The 19,539-nt window shown below is 66.9% G+C and carries 19 protein-coding genes; 12 read left to right on the top strand and 7 right to left on the bottom strand.

All coding sequences use genetic code 11. The features are described from left to right. Positions 1-12: 12 nt before the first annotated feature. Genes lptC through kdsD form a run of 3 tightly spaced genes read right to left on the bottom strand, consistent with a single transcriptional unit; the run spans position 13 to position 2,150 of the window. Complete coding sequence (gene lptC, locus FFI87_RS14665; RefSeq protein WP_138847139.1) at positions 13-627, bottom strand: LPS export ABC transporter periplasmic protein LptC; 615 nt, start codon at positions 625-627, stop codon at positions 13-15. 3 nt (positions 628-630) lie between these two features. Next, positions 631-1,167, bottom strand: a complete 537-nt coding sequence (locus tag FFI87_RS14660; RefSeq protein ID WP_011657961.1) for a KdsC family phosphatase — start codon at positions 1,165-1,167, stop codon at positions 631-633. Further along, positions 1,167-2,150, bottom strand: coding sequence for an arabinose 5-phosphate isomerase KdsD (gene kdsD / locus FFI87_RS14655; protein ID WP_006752621.1), 984 nt, complete (start codon positions 2,148-2,150; stop codon positions 1,167-1,169). The genes FFI87_RS14660 and kdsD overlap by 1 nt, the downstream gene beginning before the upstream one ends. A 125-nt stretch (positions 2,151-2,275) precedes the next feature. Here kdsD and FFI87_RS14650 point away from each other — a divergent pair, with 125 nt between their 5' ends. The 5 genes from FFI87_RS14650 (at position 2,276) to purU (ending at position 7,366) form a co-directional block, all read left to right on the top strand. After that, on the top strand, positions 2,276-4,282 hold the full coding sequence (locus FFI87_RS14650; protein ID WP_041489955.1) for a monovalent cation:proton antiporter family protein: 2,007 nt from the start codon (positions 2,276-2,278) through the stop codon (positions 4,280-4,282). Between the two features lie 78 nt (positions 4,283-4,360). Further along, entirely contained in the window at positions 4,361-4,927 is a 567-nt protein-coding gene (locus FFI87_RS14645) for an adenine phosphoribosyltransferase (protein WP_138847140.1), read from the top strand. Positions 4,928-4,953: 26 nt separating this feature from the next. Continuing rightward, the gene (locus FFI87_RS14640) at positions 4,954-5,568 is read left to right on the top strand and encodes a LysE family translocator (RefSeq protein ID WP_012364729.1); all 615 of its coding nucleotides are present in this window, start codon (positions 4,954-4,956) and stop codon (positions 5,566-5,568) included. Positions 5,569-5,573: 5 nt separating this feature from the next. Further along, positions 5,574-6,431: an NUDIX hydrolase gene (locus FFI87_RS14635; RefSeq protein ID WP_012364728.1), complete on the top strand. Its 858-nt coding sequence runs from the start codon at positions 5,574-5,576 to the stop codon at positions 6,429-6,431. Positions 6,432-6,481: 50 nt separating this feature from the next. After that, entirely contained in the window at positions 6,482-7,366 is an 885-nt protein-coding gene (gene purU, locus FFI87_RS14630; protein WP_138847141.1) for a formyltetrahydrofolate deformylase, read from the top strand. 104 nt (positions 7,367-7,470) lie between these two features. Here the strand turns inward: purU and FFI87_RS14625 are convergent, their stop codons facing one another. Together FFI87_RS14625 and uvrA are read right to left on the bottom strand one after the other, a co-directional pair. Next, entirely contained in the window at positions 7,471-8,553 is a 1,083-nt protein-coding gene (locus FFI87_RS14625; protein ID WP_011657954.1) for an AI-2E family transporter, read from the bottom strand. A gap of 234 nt (positions 8,554-8,787) precedes the next feature. Beyond that, positions 8,788-11,673: an excinuclease ABC subunit UvrA gene (uvrA, locus tag FFI87_RS14620; RefSeq protein ID WP_012364727.1), complete on the bottom strand. Its 2,886-nt coding sequence runs from the start codon at positions 11,671-11,673 to the stop codon at positions 8,788-8,790. Between the two features lie 263 nt (positions 11,674-11,936). Here uvrA and FFI87_RS14610 point away from each other — a divergent pair, with 263 nt between their 5' ends. Together FFI87_RS14610 and FFI87_RS14605 are read left to right on the top strand one after the other, a co-directional pair. Beyond that, complete coding sequence (locus FFI87_RS14610; RefSeq protein WP_034176676.1) at positions 11,937-13,124, top strand: MFS transporter; 1,188 nt, start codon at positions 11,937-11,939, stop codon at positions 13,122-13,124. 103 nt (positions 13,125-13,227) lie between these two features. After that, a complete protein-coding gene (locus tag FFI87_RS14605) occupies positions 13,228-13,791 on the top strand; it encodes a single-stranded DNA-binding protein (protein ID WP_138847142.1) in 564 nt (187 codons plus the stop codon). Positions 13,792-14,069: 278 nt separating this feature from the next. Here the strand turns inward: FFI87_RS14605 and FFI87_RS14600 are convergent, their stop codons facing one another. Beyond that, positions 14,070-14,291 (bottom strand): hypothetical protein, encoded by a 222-nt coding sequence (locus FFI87_RS14600; protein ID WP_012364725.1) that lies wholly within the window; start codon positions 14,289-14,291, stop codon positions 14,070-14,072. A gap of 215 nt (positions 14,292-14,506) precedes the next feature. On the opposite strand from FFI87_RS14600, the gene FFI87_RS14595 reads away from it, so the two are divergent. The 5 genes from FFI87_RS14595 to FFI87_RS14575 all read left to right on the top strand — a co-directional run bounded on the left by FFI87_RS14595 (position 14,507) and on the right by FFI87_RS14575 (position 19,145). Continuing rightward, positions 14,507-15,271 carry a ParA family protein gene (locus FFI87_RS14595; RefSeq protein ID WP_011657940.1) on the top strand — a complete coding sequence of 255 codons (765 nt, stop codon included), beginning with the start codon at positions 14,507-14,509 and terminating at the stop codon, positions 15,269-15,271. Between the two features lie 473 nt (positions 15,272-15,744). Next, positions 15,745-16,326: a TIGR01841 family phasin gene (gene phaP, locus FFI87_RS14590; RefSeq protein ID WP_138847143.1), complete on the top strand. Its 582-nt coding sequence runs from the start codon at positions 15,745-15,747 to the stop codon at positions 16,324-16,326. A gap of 276 nt (positions 16,327-16,602) precedes the next feature. Further along, on the top strand, positions 16,603-17,784 hold the full coding sequence (locus FFI87_RS14585) for an acetyl-CoA C-acetyltransferase (RefSeq protein ID WP_126228517.1): 1,182 nt from the start codon (positions 16,603-16,605) through the stop codon (positions 17,782-17,784). 217 nt (positions 17,785-18,001) lie between these two features. After that, the gene (gene phbB / locus FFI87_RS14580) at positions 18,002-18,745 is read left to right on the top strand and encodes an acetoacetyl-CoA reductase (RefSeq protein ID WP_138847144.1); all 744 of its coding nucleotides are present in this window, start codon (positions 18,002-18,004) and stop codon (positions 18,743-18,745) included. A gap of 199 nt (positions 18,746-18,944) precedes the next feature. Further along, complete coding sequence (locus tag FFI87_RS14575) at positions 18,945-19,145, top strand: hypothetical protein (RefSeq protein ID WP_006755826.1); 201 nt, start codon at positions 18,945-18,947, stop codon at positions 19,143-19,145. Between the two features lie 81 nt (positions 19,146-19,226). Here FFI87_RS14575 and FFI87_RS14570 read toward each other — a convergent pair whose 3' ends face one another. After that, positions 19,227-19,517, bottom strand: coding sequence for a hypothetical protein (locus FFI87_RS14570; protein WP_012364722.1), 291 nt, complete (start codon positions 19,515-19,517; stop codon positions 19,227-19,229). Positions 19,518-19,539 lie beyond the last annotated feature (22 nt).

The raw sequence follows: 19,539 nt of genomic DNA, 5'->3' as shown, positions 1-19,539 counted from the left end.
GTGAGGGATGCGTCACCTGGATTGACCTTTCGAGCCGCCGGACGTGTCCGCCGCGGCGATCGTGCCGCGCACGTTGCCGTAAAGCTCGATGACCCGGGTGACGTTGTTGTACTTCATGCCGTCGGTCGCGTTGACGAGCGACAGGCCGCGCTGAAGTTTAACCGGCTTTTCGGTCTGGATCACATCGTCATTGACCAAGATCCGGAAATGCTGGGAATCGGCCTGCATCTGCGGATCGCCGCCGCCGGCCACGCGCAGGATGCGCGCGTCGTCGTACAAGTCGACGATCGACACGTCGCCGTTGACGGTGCCGCGCTTCGCGGTGGTCGTGACGACCGGCTTGCCGGGCTGGAACGCGCGCATGGCCGGAGCGGTCAGGTCGCTGTTGTCGGTGTCTTCATAGTGGATCAGCTTCGCGGCCGTCAGCCGGTACTGGGTCGTGCCCGACTGGTCGAGCTCGGTGACCGAGAAGTTGTCCGCGAAATAGTCGGGCGTATGGCGCTTCGGCCGCGCGGTGCCCTCGCCGGGCGGCGGCAGCGTCGCTTGCAGCAGCCACCACGTGATGCCCGCGAGCGCGGCGACCGCGATCAGCGGCAGCAACTGGGTCCAACGGAAATGCGTGTTCATCCGTCAGGCTCCGCAGGCAGCCGCGAGCAGCGCGTCGTAGCGGCGCTGCGCGCGCAGGATCGCGTCGCAGACTTCACGCACCGCGCCGTGGCCGCCGCGGGCCTCGGCCACCCAGTGCGCGCGGGCGATCACCTCGGGGTGCGCGTTGGCCGGCGCGGCCGCGAAGCCGCAGCGCAGCAGCACCGGCAGGTCGGGCCAGTCGTCGCCCATGTAGCCGCATGCGTCGGCGCCGATGTCGAGCGACGCGGTCAGCTCGGCGAACACGGCGAGCTTGTTCTCGACACCCTGGAACAGGTGCGCGATCTTCATTTCCTTCGCGCGCGCCGCGACGATCTCGGAGTTGCGGCCGGTGATGATCGCGGTCGCGATGCCGGCCTCGCCGAGCAGCTTCACGCCGTGGCCGTCGAGCGAATTGAACGACTTCATCGCGTCGCCGGCCGCGGTAAACAGCAGGCCGCCGTCGGTCAGCACGCCGTCGACGTCGAAAATCATCAGCTTCACGCGGCTCGCGCGTTCGGCCGCAGTCAGCGCTGCGCTCATCAGATCACCTTCTTCGAAAACAGGTCGTGCATGTTCAGCGCGCCGATCAGCGCGCCGTCGGCATCGACCACCAGCATCTGGTTGATCCGGTGGCGCTCCATCAGTTCCACGGCCTCGACCGCGAGATGTTCGGGGCCGATCGTACGCGGTTCGCGCGTCATCACGTCGACGATCGGCAGCGTGCGGAAGTCGCCTTCGCGCGCGAGCACGCGGCGCAGGTCGCCGTCGGTGAAAATGCCGGCCACGCGGCCGTCGGCGCCGACCACGGCCGTCATGCCCAGCCGTTTCGCGGTGATCTGGAACAGCGCGTCCGACAGCGTGGCGTCGAGCCCGACGCGCGGCACGTCGTCGCCCGAGCGCATCACGTCGCGCACATGGGTGAGCAGGCGCCGGCCGAGCGCACCGCCCGGATGCGAGCGCGCGAAATCCTCGGAGCCGAAGCCGCGCGCGTCGAGCACCGCGACGGCGAGCGCGTCGCCGAGCGCGAGCGCGGCGGTCGTGCTCGCGGTGGGGGCGAGGTTCAGCGGGCACGCTTCCTTCGACACCGCGGCGTTCAGGTTCACGTCGGCGAGCGTGCCGAGGCTCGATTCCGCGCGGCCCGTGATCGCGATCAGCTTCGCGCCGATCCGCTTGACGAGCGGCAGGATCGCGACGAGCTCTTCCGACTCGCCGGAATAGGAGATGCCGATGAAGACGTCGTCCGACGTGACCATGCCGAGATCGCCGTGGCTGGCCTCGGCCGGGTGGACGAAGAAGGCCGGCGTGCCGGTGCTTGCCAGCGTGGCCGCGATCTTGCGGGCGATATGCCCCGATTTGCCGATGCCGGATACCACGACGCGGCCGCGGCAGCCGAGCAGCAGCGCGACGGCCTGCACGAAGTCGCCGTCGAGCTGGTCGCGCAGCGCGCGCACGGCGTCCGCCTCGATGTCGAGCACGTCGCGGGCGAGCGCGAGCGCCCGGTCATCATTGATTTTCGCTATCATGCGCGGAGTATAGCAAAGGCGTTTGTTCGCCGCGCCGCGCCTTCGGACTCGTCCGAGGTCGTTTGCCCCCCGCCACCACCCGCGCCCGCATTGCCGTGGCCCCGACGAACGAGGACGCTTTGCCCGTGATTTCCCCGCTCGAAATGACCCTGCTGCTGCTGCTGGCCTCGGTGGTGGGCGTCGTCGTCTTTCGTTCGTTGAACCTGCCGCCGATGCTCGGCTACCTGACCGTCGGCATCCTGGTTGGCCCGCACTCATTCGGCATCGCCGCGGACCTCGAACGGGCCGAGCACCTCGCGGAATTCGGCGTGGTCTTCCTGATGTTCTCGATCGGCCTCGAATTCTCGCTCGCGAAGCTGAGGGCGATGCAGCGGCTCGTGTTCGGGCTCGGGCTGCTGCAGGTGGTCGTGACGCTCGTGCTCGCGGTCGCGCTCGGCGCGCTGTTCGAGCGCTGGGTGCACATCACGTGGCAGGGCAGCGTCGCGCTCGGCGGCGCGCTCGCGATGTCGTCGACGGCGATCGTGTCGAAGATGCTCGCCGAGCGGCTCGAGATCGAGACCGAGCACGGCCGCAACATCTTCGGCGTGCTGCTGTTCCAGGATCTCGCGGTGGTGCCGCTGCTGATCGTGATCGCCGCGTTCGGCGCGGAGTCGTCGAAGGATCTCGCGATCACGCTCGGCTTCGCGGCGGTCAAGATCGTGATCGCGCTCGCGCTGCTGCTCGTCATCGGCCAGCGCTTCATGACGCGCTGGCTCAACGTGGTCGCGCGGCGCCGCTCGCAGGAACTGTTCGTGCTGAACCTGCTGCTCATCACGCTCGGCGCCGCGTTCATCACCGACCGCTTCGGCCTGTCGCTCGCGCTCGGCGCGTTCATCGCGGGAATGCTGATCTCCGAGACGCCGTTCCGTCACCAGGTGGAAGAGGACATCAAGCCGTTTCGCGACGTGCTGCTCGGGCTGTTCTTCGTGACGACCGGGATGCTGCTCGATGCGCGCGTGATCTGGGAGCACCCGTTGCTCGTGCTGGGCTTCTTCGTCGGGCAGATCCTGTTCAAGGGGACGATGATCGCGGGGCTCGCGCGCCTGTTCGGCGCGACGCCGGGCGTCGCGATGCGCACCGGCATCGGGCTCGCGCAGGCCGGCGAATTCGGCTTCGTGCTGCTGAACCTGATCCTCGACCGGCATCTCGTCGATTCGACGCTGCTGCAGGCGATCCTCGCGTCGATGCTGCTGTCGATGCTCGCCGCGCCGTTCCTGATCCAGAACGCCGACCGGATCGTGATGCGGCTGTCGTCGACGGAATGGATGCAGCAGTCGCTGCAGATGACGCGGATCGCGACGCAAAGCCTCAAGCAACGCGGCCACGTGATCATCTGCGGCTACGGCCGCGCGGGCCAGAACCTGGCGCGCATGCTCGAGCAGGAAGGCATTTCGTACGTCGCGCTGGACCTCGATCCCGATCGCGTGAGCGCGGCCGCGACGGCCGGCGAATCGGTCGTGTTCGGTGACGCCGCGCGTCGCGAGTCGCTGCTCGCGGCCGGTATCCATCGCGCGGCGGCCGTCGCGATCACGTATGCGAACACGCCGTCCGCGCTGCGCGTGCTGCACCACGTGCACGAGCTGGAGCCCACGCTGCCGGCGATCGTGCGCACGGTCGACGACGCCGATCTCGAGAAGCTGCTCGCGGCCGGCGCGACCGAGGTGATTCCGGAAATCGTCGAGGGCAGCCTGATGCTCGCGTCGCACACGCTGGTGCTGGTCGGCGTGCCGATGCGCAAGGTCGTGCGGCGCGTCGAGGAGATGCGCGACGAGCGCTACCGGCTGCTGCGCGGCTATTTCCACGGCGCGGACGACGCGGACGACGACGATCACGAGCAGGTGCGGCTACAATCGGTGCCGGTCGACGCGCGCGCGGACGCGGTCGGGCGCTCGCTGGAGGAGCTCGGGCTGTATGCGCTCGGGCTGGAAGTCACGGCAATCCGCCGGCACGGGATCCGCGGTGTCGAACCTGACCCGCTGACCAAGCTGCGCGCGAGCGACATCGTCGTGCTGCGCGGGCTGCCCGAAGCGCTCGCGCTCGCGGAAGAGCGGCTGTCGCGCCATCGGCGCGAGCCGCCGGCCGCGGTCGCCTGAGTCGCGCTTCGTTGACCTGACCCGTATTGATTCGAAACGGTGCCCGATCTTCGCGCACCGTTTTTTTCGGAGAGTTTCATGCCGCATTCGTCGCCGGGCGCACCGCTCGATCCGGTCGCCTTCATCCATAGCCAGATCCGCACCGTGCCCGACTGGCCGCAGCCGGGCGTGCAGTTCCGCGACATCACGACGCTGCTGCAGAGCCCGAAGGCGCTGCGCATCCTCGTCGACCTGTTCGTCGAACGCTATGTCGATGCGAAGCTCGACTACGTCGCGGGTCTCGACGCGCGCGGCTTCATCATCGCGCCGATCGTCGCGTACGAGCTGAGCGTCGGCTTCGTGCCGATCCGCAAGGTCGGCAAGCTGCCGTACAAGACGCGCTCGGAATCCTACGACCTCGAATACGGCAGCGCGACGGTCGAGATCCACGAGGACGCGTGCCGCCCCGGCGACCGCGTGATCATCATGGACGACCTGATCGCGACCGGCGGCACGATGATGGCGGGGCGCAACCTGCTGCAGCGGCTTGGCGCGGTCGTCGTCGAGGGCGCGGCGATCATCGACCTGCCCGATCTCGGCGGCTCGACGCTGCTGCACAACGCGGGGCTGCCCGTCTATACCGTCACCGAATTCGCCGGCCACTGAACGCCGGCCCACGCCGCGAGGTCACGATGCCCAACTTCATGCTGTTTCTCGCCACGTCGATCGCGATCACGTTCGCGCCCGGTCCCGACAACCTGCAGGTGCTCGCACGCGGCATCTCGCAGGGCCGCGCGGCCGGCTTCGTCGCGGCGCTCGGCTTCACGGCCGGGATCCTGTTCCATACGACGCTCGCGGCGCTCGGCGTCGCGGCCGTGCTGCGCTCGTCGCCGGTCGCGTTCCAGATGCTCAAGCTCGCGGGTGCCGCGTACCTCGTGTGGATCGGCATCAAGGCGCTGCGCAGCCAGGGCCTCGCGAATGCGCATGCGCGTGCGCCGCAGCCGCTTCGCGCGATCTTCCGGCAGAGCGTGATCGGCAACCTGATGAACCCGAAGGTCACGCTGTTCTTCGTCGTGTTCCTGCCGCAGTTCGTCGATCCGCACGGCGCGCAGGGCGTAACGCTGCAGATGTTCGAGCTCGGCGCGCTGTTCATGCTGCAGACGGCCGCGATCTTCTCGCTGTTCGGCGTCGGCGCGGGCGCGATCGGCGCATGGCTGAAGCGCCGTCCGAAGGCCGGCGTGTGGCTCGACCGGATCGCCGGCGCGACCTTCATCGCGATCGGCATCCGCGTGGCGCTGAAGGACTGAACCCGATGACGTTTCCGTGCATTGCGGCCGCGCGCCGCTTCGATCCGGCCGCGCACCTGCGTTTCGAGATCGCGGGCGAGCAGGTCGGCTGGGTGCGTCGCCGCGACGTCGCGAAGCTCGAGCGCTGGCCCGACGTGTTCGAGCTGAGCGACGAGCGCGTCGTGCTGTCGGCGCGCTATGACACGGTCGATGCGCGCAGCATGGCGCTCGCGAGCGCGATCGGCGCGCTGGCGGCCGAAGGCGCGATTCCCGGCTGGCGCGACGAGATCTATGCGATCCGCAACCGCTTCGACGATCCGCCGCTCGCGTATATCGAGCGCGCCGCGTCGCGTTTTTTCGGCACGCAGACTTATGCGGTGCACCTGAACGGCATCGTAGAATATGCGGCTGCGCCGGGTTCGCCCGCCGCGCCGCAGATGTGGCTCGGCCGCCGCAGCGCGACCAAGGCCACCGACCCCGGCATGCTCGACAACGTCGTCGCGGGCGGCATCGGCTGGGGCTTGGGCGTTCACGAGACGCTCGCGAAGGAATGCTGGGAAGAGGCCGGCATGCCGGCCGAACTGGCGGCGCGCGCGATCGCGGGCCGGGCGGTGCAGGTGCTGTGCTCGCTGCCGGAAGGCACGCAGTCCGAACTGATCTTCGTGTACGACCTGCCGCTGCCGCGCGACTTTGCGCCGCACAACCAGGACGGCGAAGTGGCCGAGCACCTGCTGGCCGGCGTGCCCGAGGTGATCGGCTGGTTGCGCGAAGGCCGCGCGACGATGGATGCGAGCCTCGCGATACTCGACACGCTGCTGCGCCACCGCTGGCTCGCGGCGGCCGACGCGGCGGGCATCGACGCGCTGTTCGCGCCGGCCGCGTAACGCGCCGAACGGCCTATTTGACGAATACCGAAACGAAGGGAGTAGCGGTCATGTCGACCGATCACAGCTTTATCTTGAAACTGTCGTGCCCTGACCGGCACGGCATCGTTCATGCGGTCTCGGGCTTCCTGTTCGAGCGCAGCAACAACATCCTCGACTCGGCGCAGTTCGGCGACAGCCGCACCGGCGAGTTCTTCATGCGCGTGCACTTCGAGCAGGATGCCGACGGCGCGGATGCCGCGTCGGCGCTCGACATGCTGCGCCAGGAATTCGCACCGCTCGCCGAGCAGTTCGCGATGCGCTGGGAGCTGCACGACGCGGCCGTGAAGCCGCGCGTCGTGATCATGGTGTCGAAGATCGGCCACTGCCTGAACGACCTGCTGTTCCGCTACCGCACCGGCCAGCTGCCGATCGAGATCCCGGCGATCGTGTCGAACCACAAGGAGTTCTACCAGCTCGCGGCGAGCTACAACATCCCGTTTCATCACTTCCCGCTCGTGGGCGGCTCGTCCGATGCGGCGAAGGCCGCGCAGGAGGCGCGCGTGCTGGAAGTGATCGACGAGCACCAGGCCGATCTCGTCGTGCTCGCGCGCTACATGCAGATCCTGTCGCCGAACATGTGCCAGCAGCTCGCCGGCCGCGCGATCAACATCCATCATTCGTTCCTGCCGAGCTTCAAGGGCGCGAAGCCGTATTACCAGGCGTTCGACCGCGGCGTGAAGCTGATCGGCGCGACCGCGCACTACGTGACGACCGACCTCGACGAAGGCCCGATCATCGAGCAGGAAGTCGAGCGCGTCGACCACAGCATGACGCCCGACCAGCTCACCGCGATCGGCCGCGACGTCGAGTGCGTGACGCTCGCGCGTGCGGTGAAGTGGCACGTCGAACACCGGATCGTGCTGAACGGGACGAAGACCGTCGTGTTCCGCTGATCGGCGGTGCGCGTCGGCCATCGGCCGTCCGCCTGCCCGCAAGTAACAACGCCGCGCCCTGGATGGGGCGCGGCGTTTTTGTTTATCGCGTGACGCGCGGCGCGTCAGATCAGCCGCAGCATGTACAGCTCGCGCTTCAGGTACGCATAGAAGATCGGCGCGGCGATCACGCCCGGCAGCCCGAACGCGGCTTCCATGATCAGCATCGCGAGCAGCAGCTCCCACGCGCGCGACTCGATCTGGCCGCCGATGATCTTCGCGTTCAGGAAATATTCGAGCTTGTGGATCACGACGAGGAACGCGAGCGATGCAATCGCGGTGCCCATGCTGACCGACAGCGACACCGCGACGATCAGCGTGTTCGAGATCAGGTTGCCGATCACCGGCAGCAGCCCGACGATGAACGTGACGAGCACGAGCGTTTTGGACAACGGCAGCCGCTGGTGGAAGATCGGCAGCGCGACGAGCAGGTAGATGCCGGTGAAGGCCGCGTTGATCGCCGAGATCTTGATCTGCGCGAACACGATCCGGCGGAACGATTCGGCGAAGCGCGACACGCGCGTGACGAGCGCGGTCGACAGCGGCCGGCGCACCTTGCCGTGCTCGACGCCGATCGCGATCATCGCGCCGATGATCATCCCGAACAGCACATGGCCGAAGCCGCGCGCGACGCTCTTGCCGCCTTGCTGGAGCTGATCCATGTGCGAGTGCATCAGCAGCGCCGCCTTGGCTTTCATCTGTTCGACGTCGACGGGCAGCAGGTTCGCGATCCAGGCCGGCGTGCGGGCGCGCGTCTGCTCGACGATCTGCATCAGCTGGCCGAGCAGGCTCTGCAAGTTCGGTACCGTGTGCTCGAAGTGATCGATGATGCCGATCGTCAGGCCCGTGAGCCCGCCGACGATCGCGATCGACAGCAGCACGACGGAGACCCAGCGCGCGCGCATGCTCGTCGTGTGGCGTTCGATCACCGGGGCGATCGTGTGGATCAGCTGATAGACCAGCAGGCCGGCCAGCAGCCCGCCCAGCAGCTTGAGTTCGATGACGAGCACCATCGCGACGAGGGCGAACAGATAGCTGCCGATCTCGATCGCCGACAGCTTCGGCAGGCTGAAGTCGCTCGTCAGCCGCACGCTGCGCAGGTGTGGCTCGCGGCTCTGCGCGTCGCGCGACTCTTGTTGCTTCTCCATCGTGGATTCCTGTCGTTCGTGTGTCGCGCCGCGCGGTGGGCGGCAGGACGGTGCTCGCCCGGCGTCGCACCGGATTGGTGCGGATAGCGAACCTTACGACCGTAAAGTATAGCCGCCATTATGGTCTGTCACGGGACAGTTTGGCTCGTGGTGTATACGCAGAAGGGAAAACGAGGGGGCCGGCGCCACGGGGCGGGCGCCGGCAGGGGCGCCCGCGCGCGGGAACGGAAGCGCTCAGCCGGCCGCCGCCTTGCGGGGCGAACGCTTGAGCAGCGGCGCGAGGTACTTGCCGGTGAAGCTCGCCTTGGTCTTCGCGATCTCCTCGGGCGTGCCCTGCGCGATGATCTGGCCGCCGCCGGCACCGCCTTCGGGGCCGAGGTCGATCACCCAGTCGGCCGTCTTGATCACGTCGAGATTGTGCTCGATGATCACGACCGTGTTGCCCTGGTCGCGCAACCGGTGAATCACCTCGAGCAGCAGCGCGATGTCGTGGAAGTGCAGGCCGGTGGTCGGCTCGTCAAGGATGTACAGCGTGCGGCCCGTGTCGCGCTTCGACAGCTCCAGCGACAGCTTCACGCGCTGCGCCTCGCCGCCCGACAGCGTCGTGGCCGACTGGCCGAGGCGGATGTAGCCGAGGCCGACGTCGAGCAGCGTCTTCAGCTTGCGGGCGATCACCGGCACCGCGCTGAAGAACTCGTACGCCTGCTCGACCGTCATGTCGAGCACTTCGCTGATGTTCTTGCCCTTGTAATGCACGTCGAGCGTTTCGCGGTTGTAGCGCTTGCCGTGGCATACGTCGCACGGCACGTAGACGTCCGGCAGGAAGTGCATCTCGACCTTCAGCACGCCGTCGCCCTGGCACGACTCGCAGCGGCCGCCCTTCACGTTGAACGAGAAGCGGCCCGGATCGTAGCCGCGCTCCTTCGCGGTCGGCACGCCCGAGAACAGCTCGCGGATCGGCGTGAACAGGCCCGTGTAGGTGGCCGGGTTCGAGCGCGGCGTGCGGCCGATCGGCGACTGGTCGACGTTGATCACCTTGTCGAAGTGCTCGAGGCCCTCGATGGCCTCGTGCGGCGCCGGCTCGGCCGACGAGCCGTACAGGTGGCGCGCGACCGCGTGATACAGCGTGTCGTTGATCAGCGTCGACTTGCCGGAGCCCGACACGCCGGTGATGCAGGTCAGCAGGCCGACCGGCAACTCGAGGTCGACGTGCTTCAGGTTGTTGCCGTGCGCGTCGACGATGCGCAGCATCCGCTCGGGATCGGGCGCGAACCGCTCGTCCGGATACTCGATCGTGCGCTTGCCGACCAGATACTGGCCCGTGAGCGACTGCGGGTTCGACTGCACCTGCTTCGGCGTGCCTTCGGCGACCACCACGCCGCCGTGCTCGCCCGCGCCGGGGCCCATGTCGACGACGTAGTCGGCCGTGCGGATCATGTCCTCGTCGTGCTCGACGACGATCACCGAGTTGCCGAGGTCGCGCAGGTGCTTGAGCGTCGCGATCAGGCGGTCGTTGTCGCGCTGGTGCAGGCCGATCGACGGCTCGTCGAGCACGTACATCACGCCGGTCAGGCCCGAGCCGATCTGCGACGCGAGCCGGATCCGCTGCGCCTCGCCGCCGGAGAGCGTCTCGGCGCTGCGCTCGAGCGACAGGTAGTCGAGGCCGACGTTGTTCAGGAAGGTCAGGCGCGCGACGATTTCCTGGATCACCTTGTCGGCGATCTCGCGTTTCGCGCCGTCGAGCGACAGGCCGGCGAAATAGCCGAGCGCGTCGCGCAGCGGCCAGCCGCTGATTTCATAGATGCCGCGCGCGTAGTCGCCCGCGCCGACCCGCACGTGGCGCGCCTCGCGGCGCAGCCGCGTGCCTTCGCACGACGGGCACGGCTGGTTGTTCTGGTACTTCGAGAGTTCTTCGCGCACCGCGACCGAATCGGTCTCGCGGTAGCGGCGCTCGAGGTTCGGGATGATCCCTTCGAACACGTGCTCGCGGATCGTCGTGCGGCCGCGCTCGTTGATGTACGAGAACGGGATCGTTTGCTTGCCCGAACCGAACAGCAGCACCTTGCGGATCTTTTCCGGCAGATCCTCGAACGCGGCGTCGATGTCGAATTCGTAGAACGCCGCGAGGCTCTGCAGCATCTGGAAGTAGAACTGGTTGCGGCGGTCCCAGCCCTTCACGGCGCCCGCGGCGAGCGACAGCGACGGGTGCGCGACGACCCGCTTCGGGTCGAAGAACGTGATCTGGCCGAGGCCGTCGCACTCCGGGCACGCGCCCATCGGGTTGTTGAACGAGAACAGGCGCGGCTCCAGCTCCTGCAAAGAGTACGAGCAGATCGGGCACGCGAACTTCGAGCTGAACAGGTGCTCGTGGTCGGTATCCATCTCGAGCGCGATCGCGCGGCCGTCGGCGAGGCGCAGCGCGGTCTCGAACGATTCCGCGAGGCGCTGCTTCATGTCCGGGCGCACCTTCAGGCGGTCGACGACGACGTCGATCGTGTGCTTGTCGTTCTTCTTGAGCTTCGGCAGCGACTCGACCTCGTAGATCTTCGCGACGCCTTCGTTCGCGGTGCCGCCGCCGGAGCGCACGCGAAAGCGCACGAAGCCCTGCGCCTGCATGTCCTCGAACAGCTCGGCGTGCTCGCCCTTGCGGTTCGCGACGACGGGCGCGAGGATCATCAGCTTGGTTTCCTCGGGCAGCGCGAGCGCCGCGTCGACCATCTGCGACACGCTCTGCGCCTCGAGCGGGATGTCGTGGTCGGGACAGTACGGCGTGCCGACACGTGCGAACAAAAGTCGCAGGTAGTCGTGGATCTCGGTGACCGTGCCGACGGTCGAACGCGGATTGTGGGACGTCGCCTTCTGCTCGATCGAGATCGCGGGCGACAGCCCCTCGATCAGGTCGACATCGGGTTTCTCCATCAACTGCAGGAACTGGCGGGCGTAGGCGGACAGGCTTTCGACGTAGCGGCGCTGGCCCTCTGCATAAAGGGTGTCGAACGCGAGCGACGACTTGCCCGACCCGGACAACCCGGTAATCACGATCAGCTTGTGGCGCGGCAGGTCGAGATTGACGTTTTTCAGGTTGTGGGTGCGTGCCCCACGGATACGGATCTGTTCCATGAACCTGGCGAAAATGGAGGGAACCAAACCTGCTACTATAACGGCTTTTCGAGGCCGTCGTTCGGGGCCCCCAGCCTTTGCAGCAACTGGCAGCAAGGCGGTGCCCACGCCGGGGAAGCGGCCGCGCCGCACGGCTTCGGGTGGCCCGCGGGCTGCCCGTGGGACGTCCCGGAAAGCGCCAGCCAGGCCTGCCGGGCCGGTGGCCCTGATCCTCCGCCGCCCGCCGCCGGGCGGACATTCCGATCATTCGAAATTCATTCCCGATGTCCAATCCGTCCGCCACGTCTTCCCGCATGAGTGCGCCCGAACTGCGCGCGACCACGTCGCTCGCGGCGATCTTCGCGCTGCGCATGCTCGGCCTGTTCATGATCATGCCGGTGTTCTCGGTCTACGCGAAAACCATCCCGGGCGGCGACAACGTGCTGCTCGTCGGCATCGCGCTCGGGGCCTACGGCGTCACGCAGTCGCTGTTCTACATCTTCTACGGGTGGGCGTCCGACAAATTCGGTCGCAAGCCGGTGATCGCCACGGGCCTCGTGATCTTCGCGCTCGGCAGCTTCGTCGCCGCGTTCGCGCACGACATCACGTGGATCATCGTCGGTCGCGTGATCCAGGGGATGGGCGCCGTGTCGTCCGCGGTGCTCGCGTTCATCGCCGACCTGACCTCCGAGCAGAACCGCACCAAGGCGATGGCGATGGTCGGCGGCTCGATCGGCGTGTCGTTCGCGGTCGCGATCGTCGGCGCGCCGATCGTGTTCCACTGGGTCGGGATGAGCGGGCTGTTCGCGATCGTCGGCGTGCTGTCGATCCTCGCGATCGGCGTCGTCGTGTGGATCGTGCCCGACGCGGCGAAGCCCGTGCACGTGCCGGCGCCGTTCGCCGAGGTGCTGCACAACGGCGAGCTGCTGCGCCTGAACTTCGGCGTGCTCGTGCTGCACGCGACGCAGACCGCGCTGTTCCTCGTCGTGCCGCGCCTGCTGGTCGACGGCGGGCTGCCGGTCGCCGCGCACTGGAAGGTCTACTTGCCGGTGATGGGACTCGCGTTCGTGATGATGGTCCCGGCGATCATCGTCGCGGAAAAACGGGGCAAGATGAAGCCGGTGCTGCTCGGCGGGATCCTCGCTATCCTGATCGGCCAATTGTTGCTGGGCAGCGCACCGCATACCATTCTCATTGTGGCGGCGATCCTGTTCGTGTACTTCCTGGGCTTCAACATCCTGGAAGCATCGCAGCCGTCGCTCGTGTCGAAGCTCGCGCCCGGTTCGCGCAAGGGCGCGGCCACGGGCGTCTATAACACCACGCAATCGATCGGGCTCGCGCTCGGCGGCATCGTGGGCGGCTGGCTGCTGAAGCACGGCGGCGCGAACACCGTCTTCTACGCGTGCTCTGGGCTCGTGGCGGCGTGGCTTATAATCGCGGCCAGCATGAAAGCGCCGCCGCGCAAGGCCTGAACCTACTTTTCGGACACGCACGGGCGGCGCTCGCCGGCTTGTCCGGCGGGCCGCTCCGACGTCTGTCGCGGGCGGCCCGGCATCGAATTTACTGGAGAAACACATGGCATCCGTCAACAAGGTCATCCTCGTCGGCAATCTCGGCGCCGATCCTGAAGTCCGTTACCTGCCGAGCGGCGACGCGGTTGCGAACATCCGTCTCGCGACGACCGATCGCTACAAGGACAAGGCGAGCGGCGATTTCAAGGAAATGACCGAGTGGCACCGCGTGGCGTTCTTCGGCCGTCTCGCCGAAATCGTCAGCGAATACCTGAAGAAGGGCTCGTCGGTCTATATCGAAGGCCGGATCCGCACGCGCAAGTGGCAGGGCCAGGACGGCCAGGATCGCTACTCGACCGAAATCGTCGCCGACCAGATGCAGATGCTCGGCGGCCGTGGCGGCGCGGGCGGCGGCGGTGGCGGCAGTGACGAAGGCGGTTACGGCGGCGGCTACGGTGGCGGTGGCGGCGGCGGTCGCGGCGGCGAGCAGATGGAGCGCGGCGGTGGCGGCGGCGGTAGCCGTGCCGGTGGCGCACCGCGCGGCGGCGCAGCAGGCGGCGGCCAGAGCCGTCCGAGCGCGCCGGCAGGCGGCGGCTTCGACGAGATGGACGACGATATTCCGTTCTAAGCGGAACGTTGGTTCCCGCTGTAGGGACGGGCCCGAACCTCCGAGCTAAATCAGTGATTTGGCCTGGAGCTTCGGGTCTTTTTTCGTGTGCAGGTTTTTCGATGCGGGCGGGACGCGCCTAACCGGATGGCTTCGTTCCATCGAACGGAGGCTGGCGTGACGTGATACGCAATTCGTGAAGTGCCGATGGCATCGACAACGGCCTTCGGCGGAGCCATCGATGCGATGGCGTCGCATGCACGCCGAACGGGCGCCGAGCGCGCCCGGAGAATAGCGAATTACGCTTCCGTGATCGCGACCAGATTGCTCACGCGCTCGACCGACTTTCCGCCCTTCGGCCACCGCACCAACGCGTCGCTACCGTCGACCGACAGGACCACGCCGTCGCTGCGGTCGACTGTGCCCGTGAACGTGACGCGATTCACTTTGGCCGCGGGCGCGAACGTCGCCTTGCTACGGCCCGGCAGCATGTCCATCAGGAACGAAAATACGGGATACACGATTGCTCCTTCGCGAGCTTGAACTAAGGGTTTTCCCCTAGTTTAGCATTGCCTATGCGGCGCTGCAACATTTCAGCCCCTTCCGCTGCGGGCGCGCCGCGTGCCGGCAACGTTTTCATTTCTGGTGCGGTGCCGCGCATCTGACTTATGTCACCCCGTCGCCACGATTGACCGGCTAAACTGCTTCTTTCGACGTTTCGATCGAAGGAGACACCATGCGGCGGGTCGTATTCAACCAGAAGGGCGGCGTGGGCAAATCGACGATCGTCTGCAACCTGGCGGCGATCAGCGCGAGCGAAGGACTGCGCACGCTCGTCATCGACCTCGACGCACAGGCGAATTCCACGCGCTATCTGCTCGGCGACGCCGCGAGCGACGTGCATCCCGGCGTGGCCGAATTCTTCGAGACGGCGCTGACGTTCAACTTCCGGCCGGTCGACGTCGCGTCGTTCATCCATCCGACGCCGTTCGACGGGCTCGACGTGATGCCCGCGCATCCGGATCTCGACACGCTGCACGGCAAGCTCGAGTCGCGCTACAAGATCTACAAGCTGCGCGACGCGCTGAACGAGCTCGACACCTATGACGCGATCTACATCGACACGCCGCCCGCACTGAACTTCTACACGCGCTCGGCGTTGATCGCGGTCGAGCGCTGCCTGATTCCGTTCGATTGCGACGACTTCTCGCGCCGCGCGCTCTACACGCTGCTCGAGAACGTGAAGGAAATCCAGCAGGACCACAACGCGGCGCTCGAGGTCGAAGGGATCGTCATCAACCAGTTCCAGCCGCGTGCGAGCCTCCCGCAGCGGCTGGTCGACGAACTCATCGAAGAAGGATTGCCGGTGCTCGCGTCGCGGCTGTCGGCGTCGGTGAAGATCCGCGAGTCGCATCAGCAGTCGACGCCGGTGATCCATCTCGAGCCGGCGCACAAGCTCGCGCAGGAGTTTCGCGCGCTGCATCGCGAGCTGGTCGGGTGACGCCGCCGGCATTATCGCGGCAATTCATCCGATGATTGAATTGTTTGTTAGTAATTCCGATTACGATTTCGGAAATAATCGCGATAACGATTTCAGAATCAGCCAAAAGAAAAAACGATTACATAGCGGATTGGGCGGTTTTCATGCACACCTATTTTCCCATAACGGAAATAATGACGCGGTAAATATTGCGACGCAGTCGGTGTGTGCTGCTGTAAAATTAAGAAAATCGTTTAAGTGTGAGGCGTTGCGGCCCGACCCCATTGCACGCCCGGCCGGGAGGCGGTCATTTGAGGGGTAAGGGTTTTCACCTAGCATTAATGCCATTTAATTGACAATTAATGCATCTAAAATGCCTTCTTCAACTTCTCGCATTCAATGCCGGGTGCGGGTTGAAAATAAGGGAGCAGGCTGTCGATCTGACTTCCATTTCCTTGTGTCGTCTCTCGCAATTGCCAACAGGAGCATACCCGATGTCCGTATTTGCCCCCGAAAAACTCGCCGCCGATTACCAGTCCGGAATCGCCGCATGGTTCGCGCTTGCCCGTCCGGCCATCAACGGTTTCGAGGCTGTCGTCGAACTCAATGTACAGGCGGCCAAGACGGCGCTCGAGGAGTACGAGGACAAGCTGAAGAACGCGTTCAATATCAGCAACCCGGCCGCAGGCTTCGCGCAGCAGGTCGCCGTTCCGCAGGAAGCGGCCGGCAAGGCGGTCGCGTACGGCCGCCATCTGTTCGACATCGCGGTGTCGACGCAGGCCGAGTGGGCGAAGGTCGCGCAGGTTCAGTACGAGCAGAACGACAAGCGCATGAAGGACGTGTTCGGCGAACTGTCGAAGCACGCGCCGGCCGGTTCGGCCCCGGTGGTCGCCGCGCTGAACTCGGCGCTGTCCGCGGCGACGGCCGCGGCCGACACCGTGCGCGCAGCGGCGGGGCAGGCGATCGAGGCCGCGCAAAGCGGTTTCGACGCGGTCAGCGAAACGGCGGCGCGCGGTGCCAAGCAGACGGCCGCCGCCGCACGCAAGGAAGCGGCTTCGCGCGACTCCGCTGCGTGAGCGCGTGTCGCGCGCAGGCGCGACACGAGTCACGAGTGAGCGGTGCCGGAAGGCGCCGGCCGCCGCGTGTGCCGCGTGGCGGCCGGCGAACTTTCCGCTCGCCGCGGCGTGCCCGGACACGGCGGGAGCACGCGGATGTGCCGCGCGCATGCGCGCGCGAACGTGCAGCCGCATCGCGAGCCGCGCGGCGCTCGCGCGCCGTCGCCGGCCGCAGTGCGGTGCCGGCACCGGCACACGATTCGGATCGACCCACTGATTTCAAAGCAGGAACTGAACATGACGGACGTAGTGATCGTATCGGCCGCGCGGACCGCGGTCGGCAAATTCGGCGGCTCGCTCGCGAAGATCGCGGCACCGGAACTGGGCGCGACGGTGATTCGCGCGGTGCTGGAGCGCTCGGGCGTGAAGCCCGAAGAGGTGAGCGAAGTGATCATGGGCCAGGTGCTGGCGGCCGGCTCGGGGCAGAACCCGGCGCGTCAGTCGCTGATCAAGGCCGGCCTGCCGAGCGCGGTGCCGGGCATGACGATCAACAAGGTGTGCGGCTCGGGCCTGAAGGCCGTGATGCTGGCGGCGAACGCGATCGCGGCGGGCGACGCGGAGATCGTGATCGCGGGCGGCCAGGAAAACATGAGCGCGGCGCCGCACGTGCTGCCGGGCTCGCGCGACGGGTTCCGGATGGGTGACGCGAAGCTGGTCGACACGATGATCGTCGACGGCCTGTGGGACGTGTACAACCAGTACCACATGGGCATCACGGCGGAGAACGTCGCGAAGGAATACGGGATCACGCGCGACGAGCAGGACGCGTTCGCGGCGCTGTCGCAGAACAAGGCGGAAGCCGCGCAGAAGGCCGGCCGCTTCAACGACGAGATCGTGCCGGTGTCGATTCCGCAGCGCAAGGGCGAGCCGCTGCAGTTCGCGACCGACGAGTTCGTGCGTCACGGCGTGACGGCGGAATCGCTGGCGGGCCTGAAGCCGGCGTTCGCGAAGGAAGGCACGGTGACGGCGGCGAACGCGTCGGGGCTGAACGACGGCGCGGCGGCGGTGCTGGTGATGTCGGCGCAGAAGGCGGCGGCGCTGGGCCTGACGCCGCTGGCGCGGATCAAGGCGTACGCGAACGCGGGCGTGGATCCGAGCGTGATGGGCATGGGCCCGGTGCCGGCATCGCGTCGCGCGCTGGAGCGTGCGGGCTGGACGCCGGGCGACCTGGACCTGATGGAAATCAACGAGGCATTCGCGGCGCAGGCGCTGGCGGTGCACAAGCAGATGGGCTGGGACACGTCGAAGGTGAACGTGAACGGCGGGGCGATCGCGATCGGTCACCCGATCGGTGCGTCGGGCTGCCGGATCCTGGTGACGCTGCTGCACGAGATGGTCAAGCGCGACGCGAAGCGCGGGCTGGCGTCGCTGTGCATCGGCGGCGGGATGGGTGTCGCACTCGCGGTCGAACGGGGTTGAGTCAGGCCTGACGAGCATGCACGCGTGCGGCGCAGGGCTGCGCCGCGCACGCGCGAAGCAGGTTGCGCGCGCAACGGGCAACCCGCGACAGGGGTGATGTTCCGGTGCGCGCCGCGTCAGCCACGCGGGCGGGCGCGCATCGAAGCGGTGGGGCGGCGGCATGTGCCATGTCGTCGCCGCGCACCATTGATTACTTTACTTCTCGGTAACTAATAGGATGACTAAGCGAATTGCAGTTGTGACGGGTGGGATGGGCGGTCTTGGCGAAGCGATCAGCATCCGGTTGAACGACGCTGGCTACCAGGTCGTTGTCACGTATTCGCCGAACAATACCGGTGCCGATCGCTGGCTGACCGACATGCACGCGGCCGGTCGCGAATTCCACGCATATCCGGTGGATGTGGCCGATTACGATTCGTGCCAGCAATGCATCGAGAAGATCGTCCGGGAAGTCGGCCCGGTCGACATCCTGGTGAACAACGCGGGCATCACGCGCGACATGACGCTGCGCAAGCTCGACAAGGTCAACTGGGATGCGGTGATCCGCACCAACCTCGATTCCGTGTTCAACATGACGAAGCCGGTTTGCGACGGCATGGTCGAGCGCGGCTGGGGACGCATCGTCAACATCGCGTCGGTCAACGGCTCGAAGGGTTCGGTCGGCCAGACCAACTACGCGGCCGCGAAGGCCGGCATGCACGGCTTCACGAAATCGCTCGCGCTCGAGACCGCGCGCAAGGGCGTGACGGTGAACACCGTGTCGCCAGGCTATCTCGCGACCAAGATGGTGACGGCGATCCCGCAGGACATCCTCGATGCGAAGATCCTCCCGCAGATTCCGGCGGGCCGGCTCGGCAAGCCCGAGGAAGTCGCGGGGCTGGTCGCGTATCTGTGCTCGGAGGAGGCCGGCTTCGTGACGGGCTCCAACATCGCGATCAACGGCGGCCAGCACATGCAGTGACGCGCGGCGGCCCGGGCGGCGTTCGCGCGCGCGTCCGGGCCGTGCTCCCGCTGTATCCAGCGCCGGAGCGGCGCGGCATGCGCGCGGTGATGGATCACGGACGCAGGTTCGCCGCACATGCGGCGGGCCGTGTGCGTCCGCGCTTCGGCTACCGCGTCGCGGCAGGCGCGCCACACCGGCCTCGCATTCCGGAGGAGGCATGGGTGAAACCTGGATGGGACTCGCGATCGGCGGCTCGGCACTGGCCGTCGCGCTGACGATGGCGATCGCGCTTCACTGGCTCGAGCGGCGCCGCGCGCGGCTGCTGCGAAATTTCGATCATCGCGATTGCTGGTTCGTCGCGTACGGCAAGTGCCTCGCGCGCAGGCCGGCGCGCCGCACGCGCAGCGGCGCGCGATGACGGTGGCGGTGCGGCAGCGGCGCACTCAAGCGTCGTGCCGCATCCCGCGCATCCTGCCTGCGCTGCGCGGGACGCTCACACTCAATCGCTCTTCTGCGCGCCTTCGCCCGAATCGTTCTTGTGGAAGATTCGCTTCGTCGTGCGCTTGGTGGCATCCCAGCCCTCGCGCGACACATGCGCGATGCCGTGGCCGACCGTCTTCGCGGCGCTTGCGGTCGCATGGCCGAAGCTGCGCGCGGCCTCGCCGGTCTTGTGCGCGGCTTCCTTCGAATCGCGCTTGATGTCCTGCTTCACTTCCGACATGTCCGCGTGCGCGATCGGGCTGATCAGCGCGAGAACGATTGCGGTGCAAATGAACTGACGTGCTTTCACGACCTGGTTTCCTTGGGCAAAT

Source organism: Burkholderia sp. KBS0801, from assembly GCF_005937855.2.
Lineage (GTDB): Bacteria > Pseudomonadota > Gammaproteobacteria > Burkholderiales > Burkholderiaceae > Burkholderia > Burkholderia ambifaria.
Note: the sequence above shows the minus strand (reverse complement) of the source record. Positions and strands in the feature narration are given on the sequence as shown.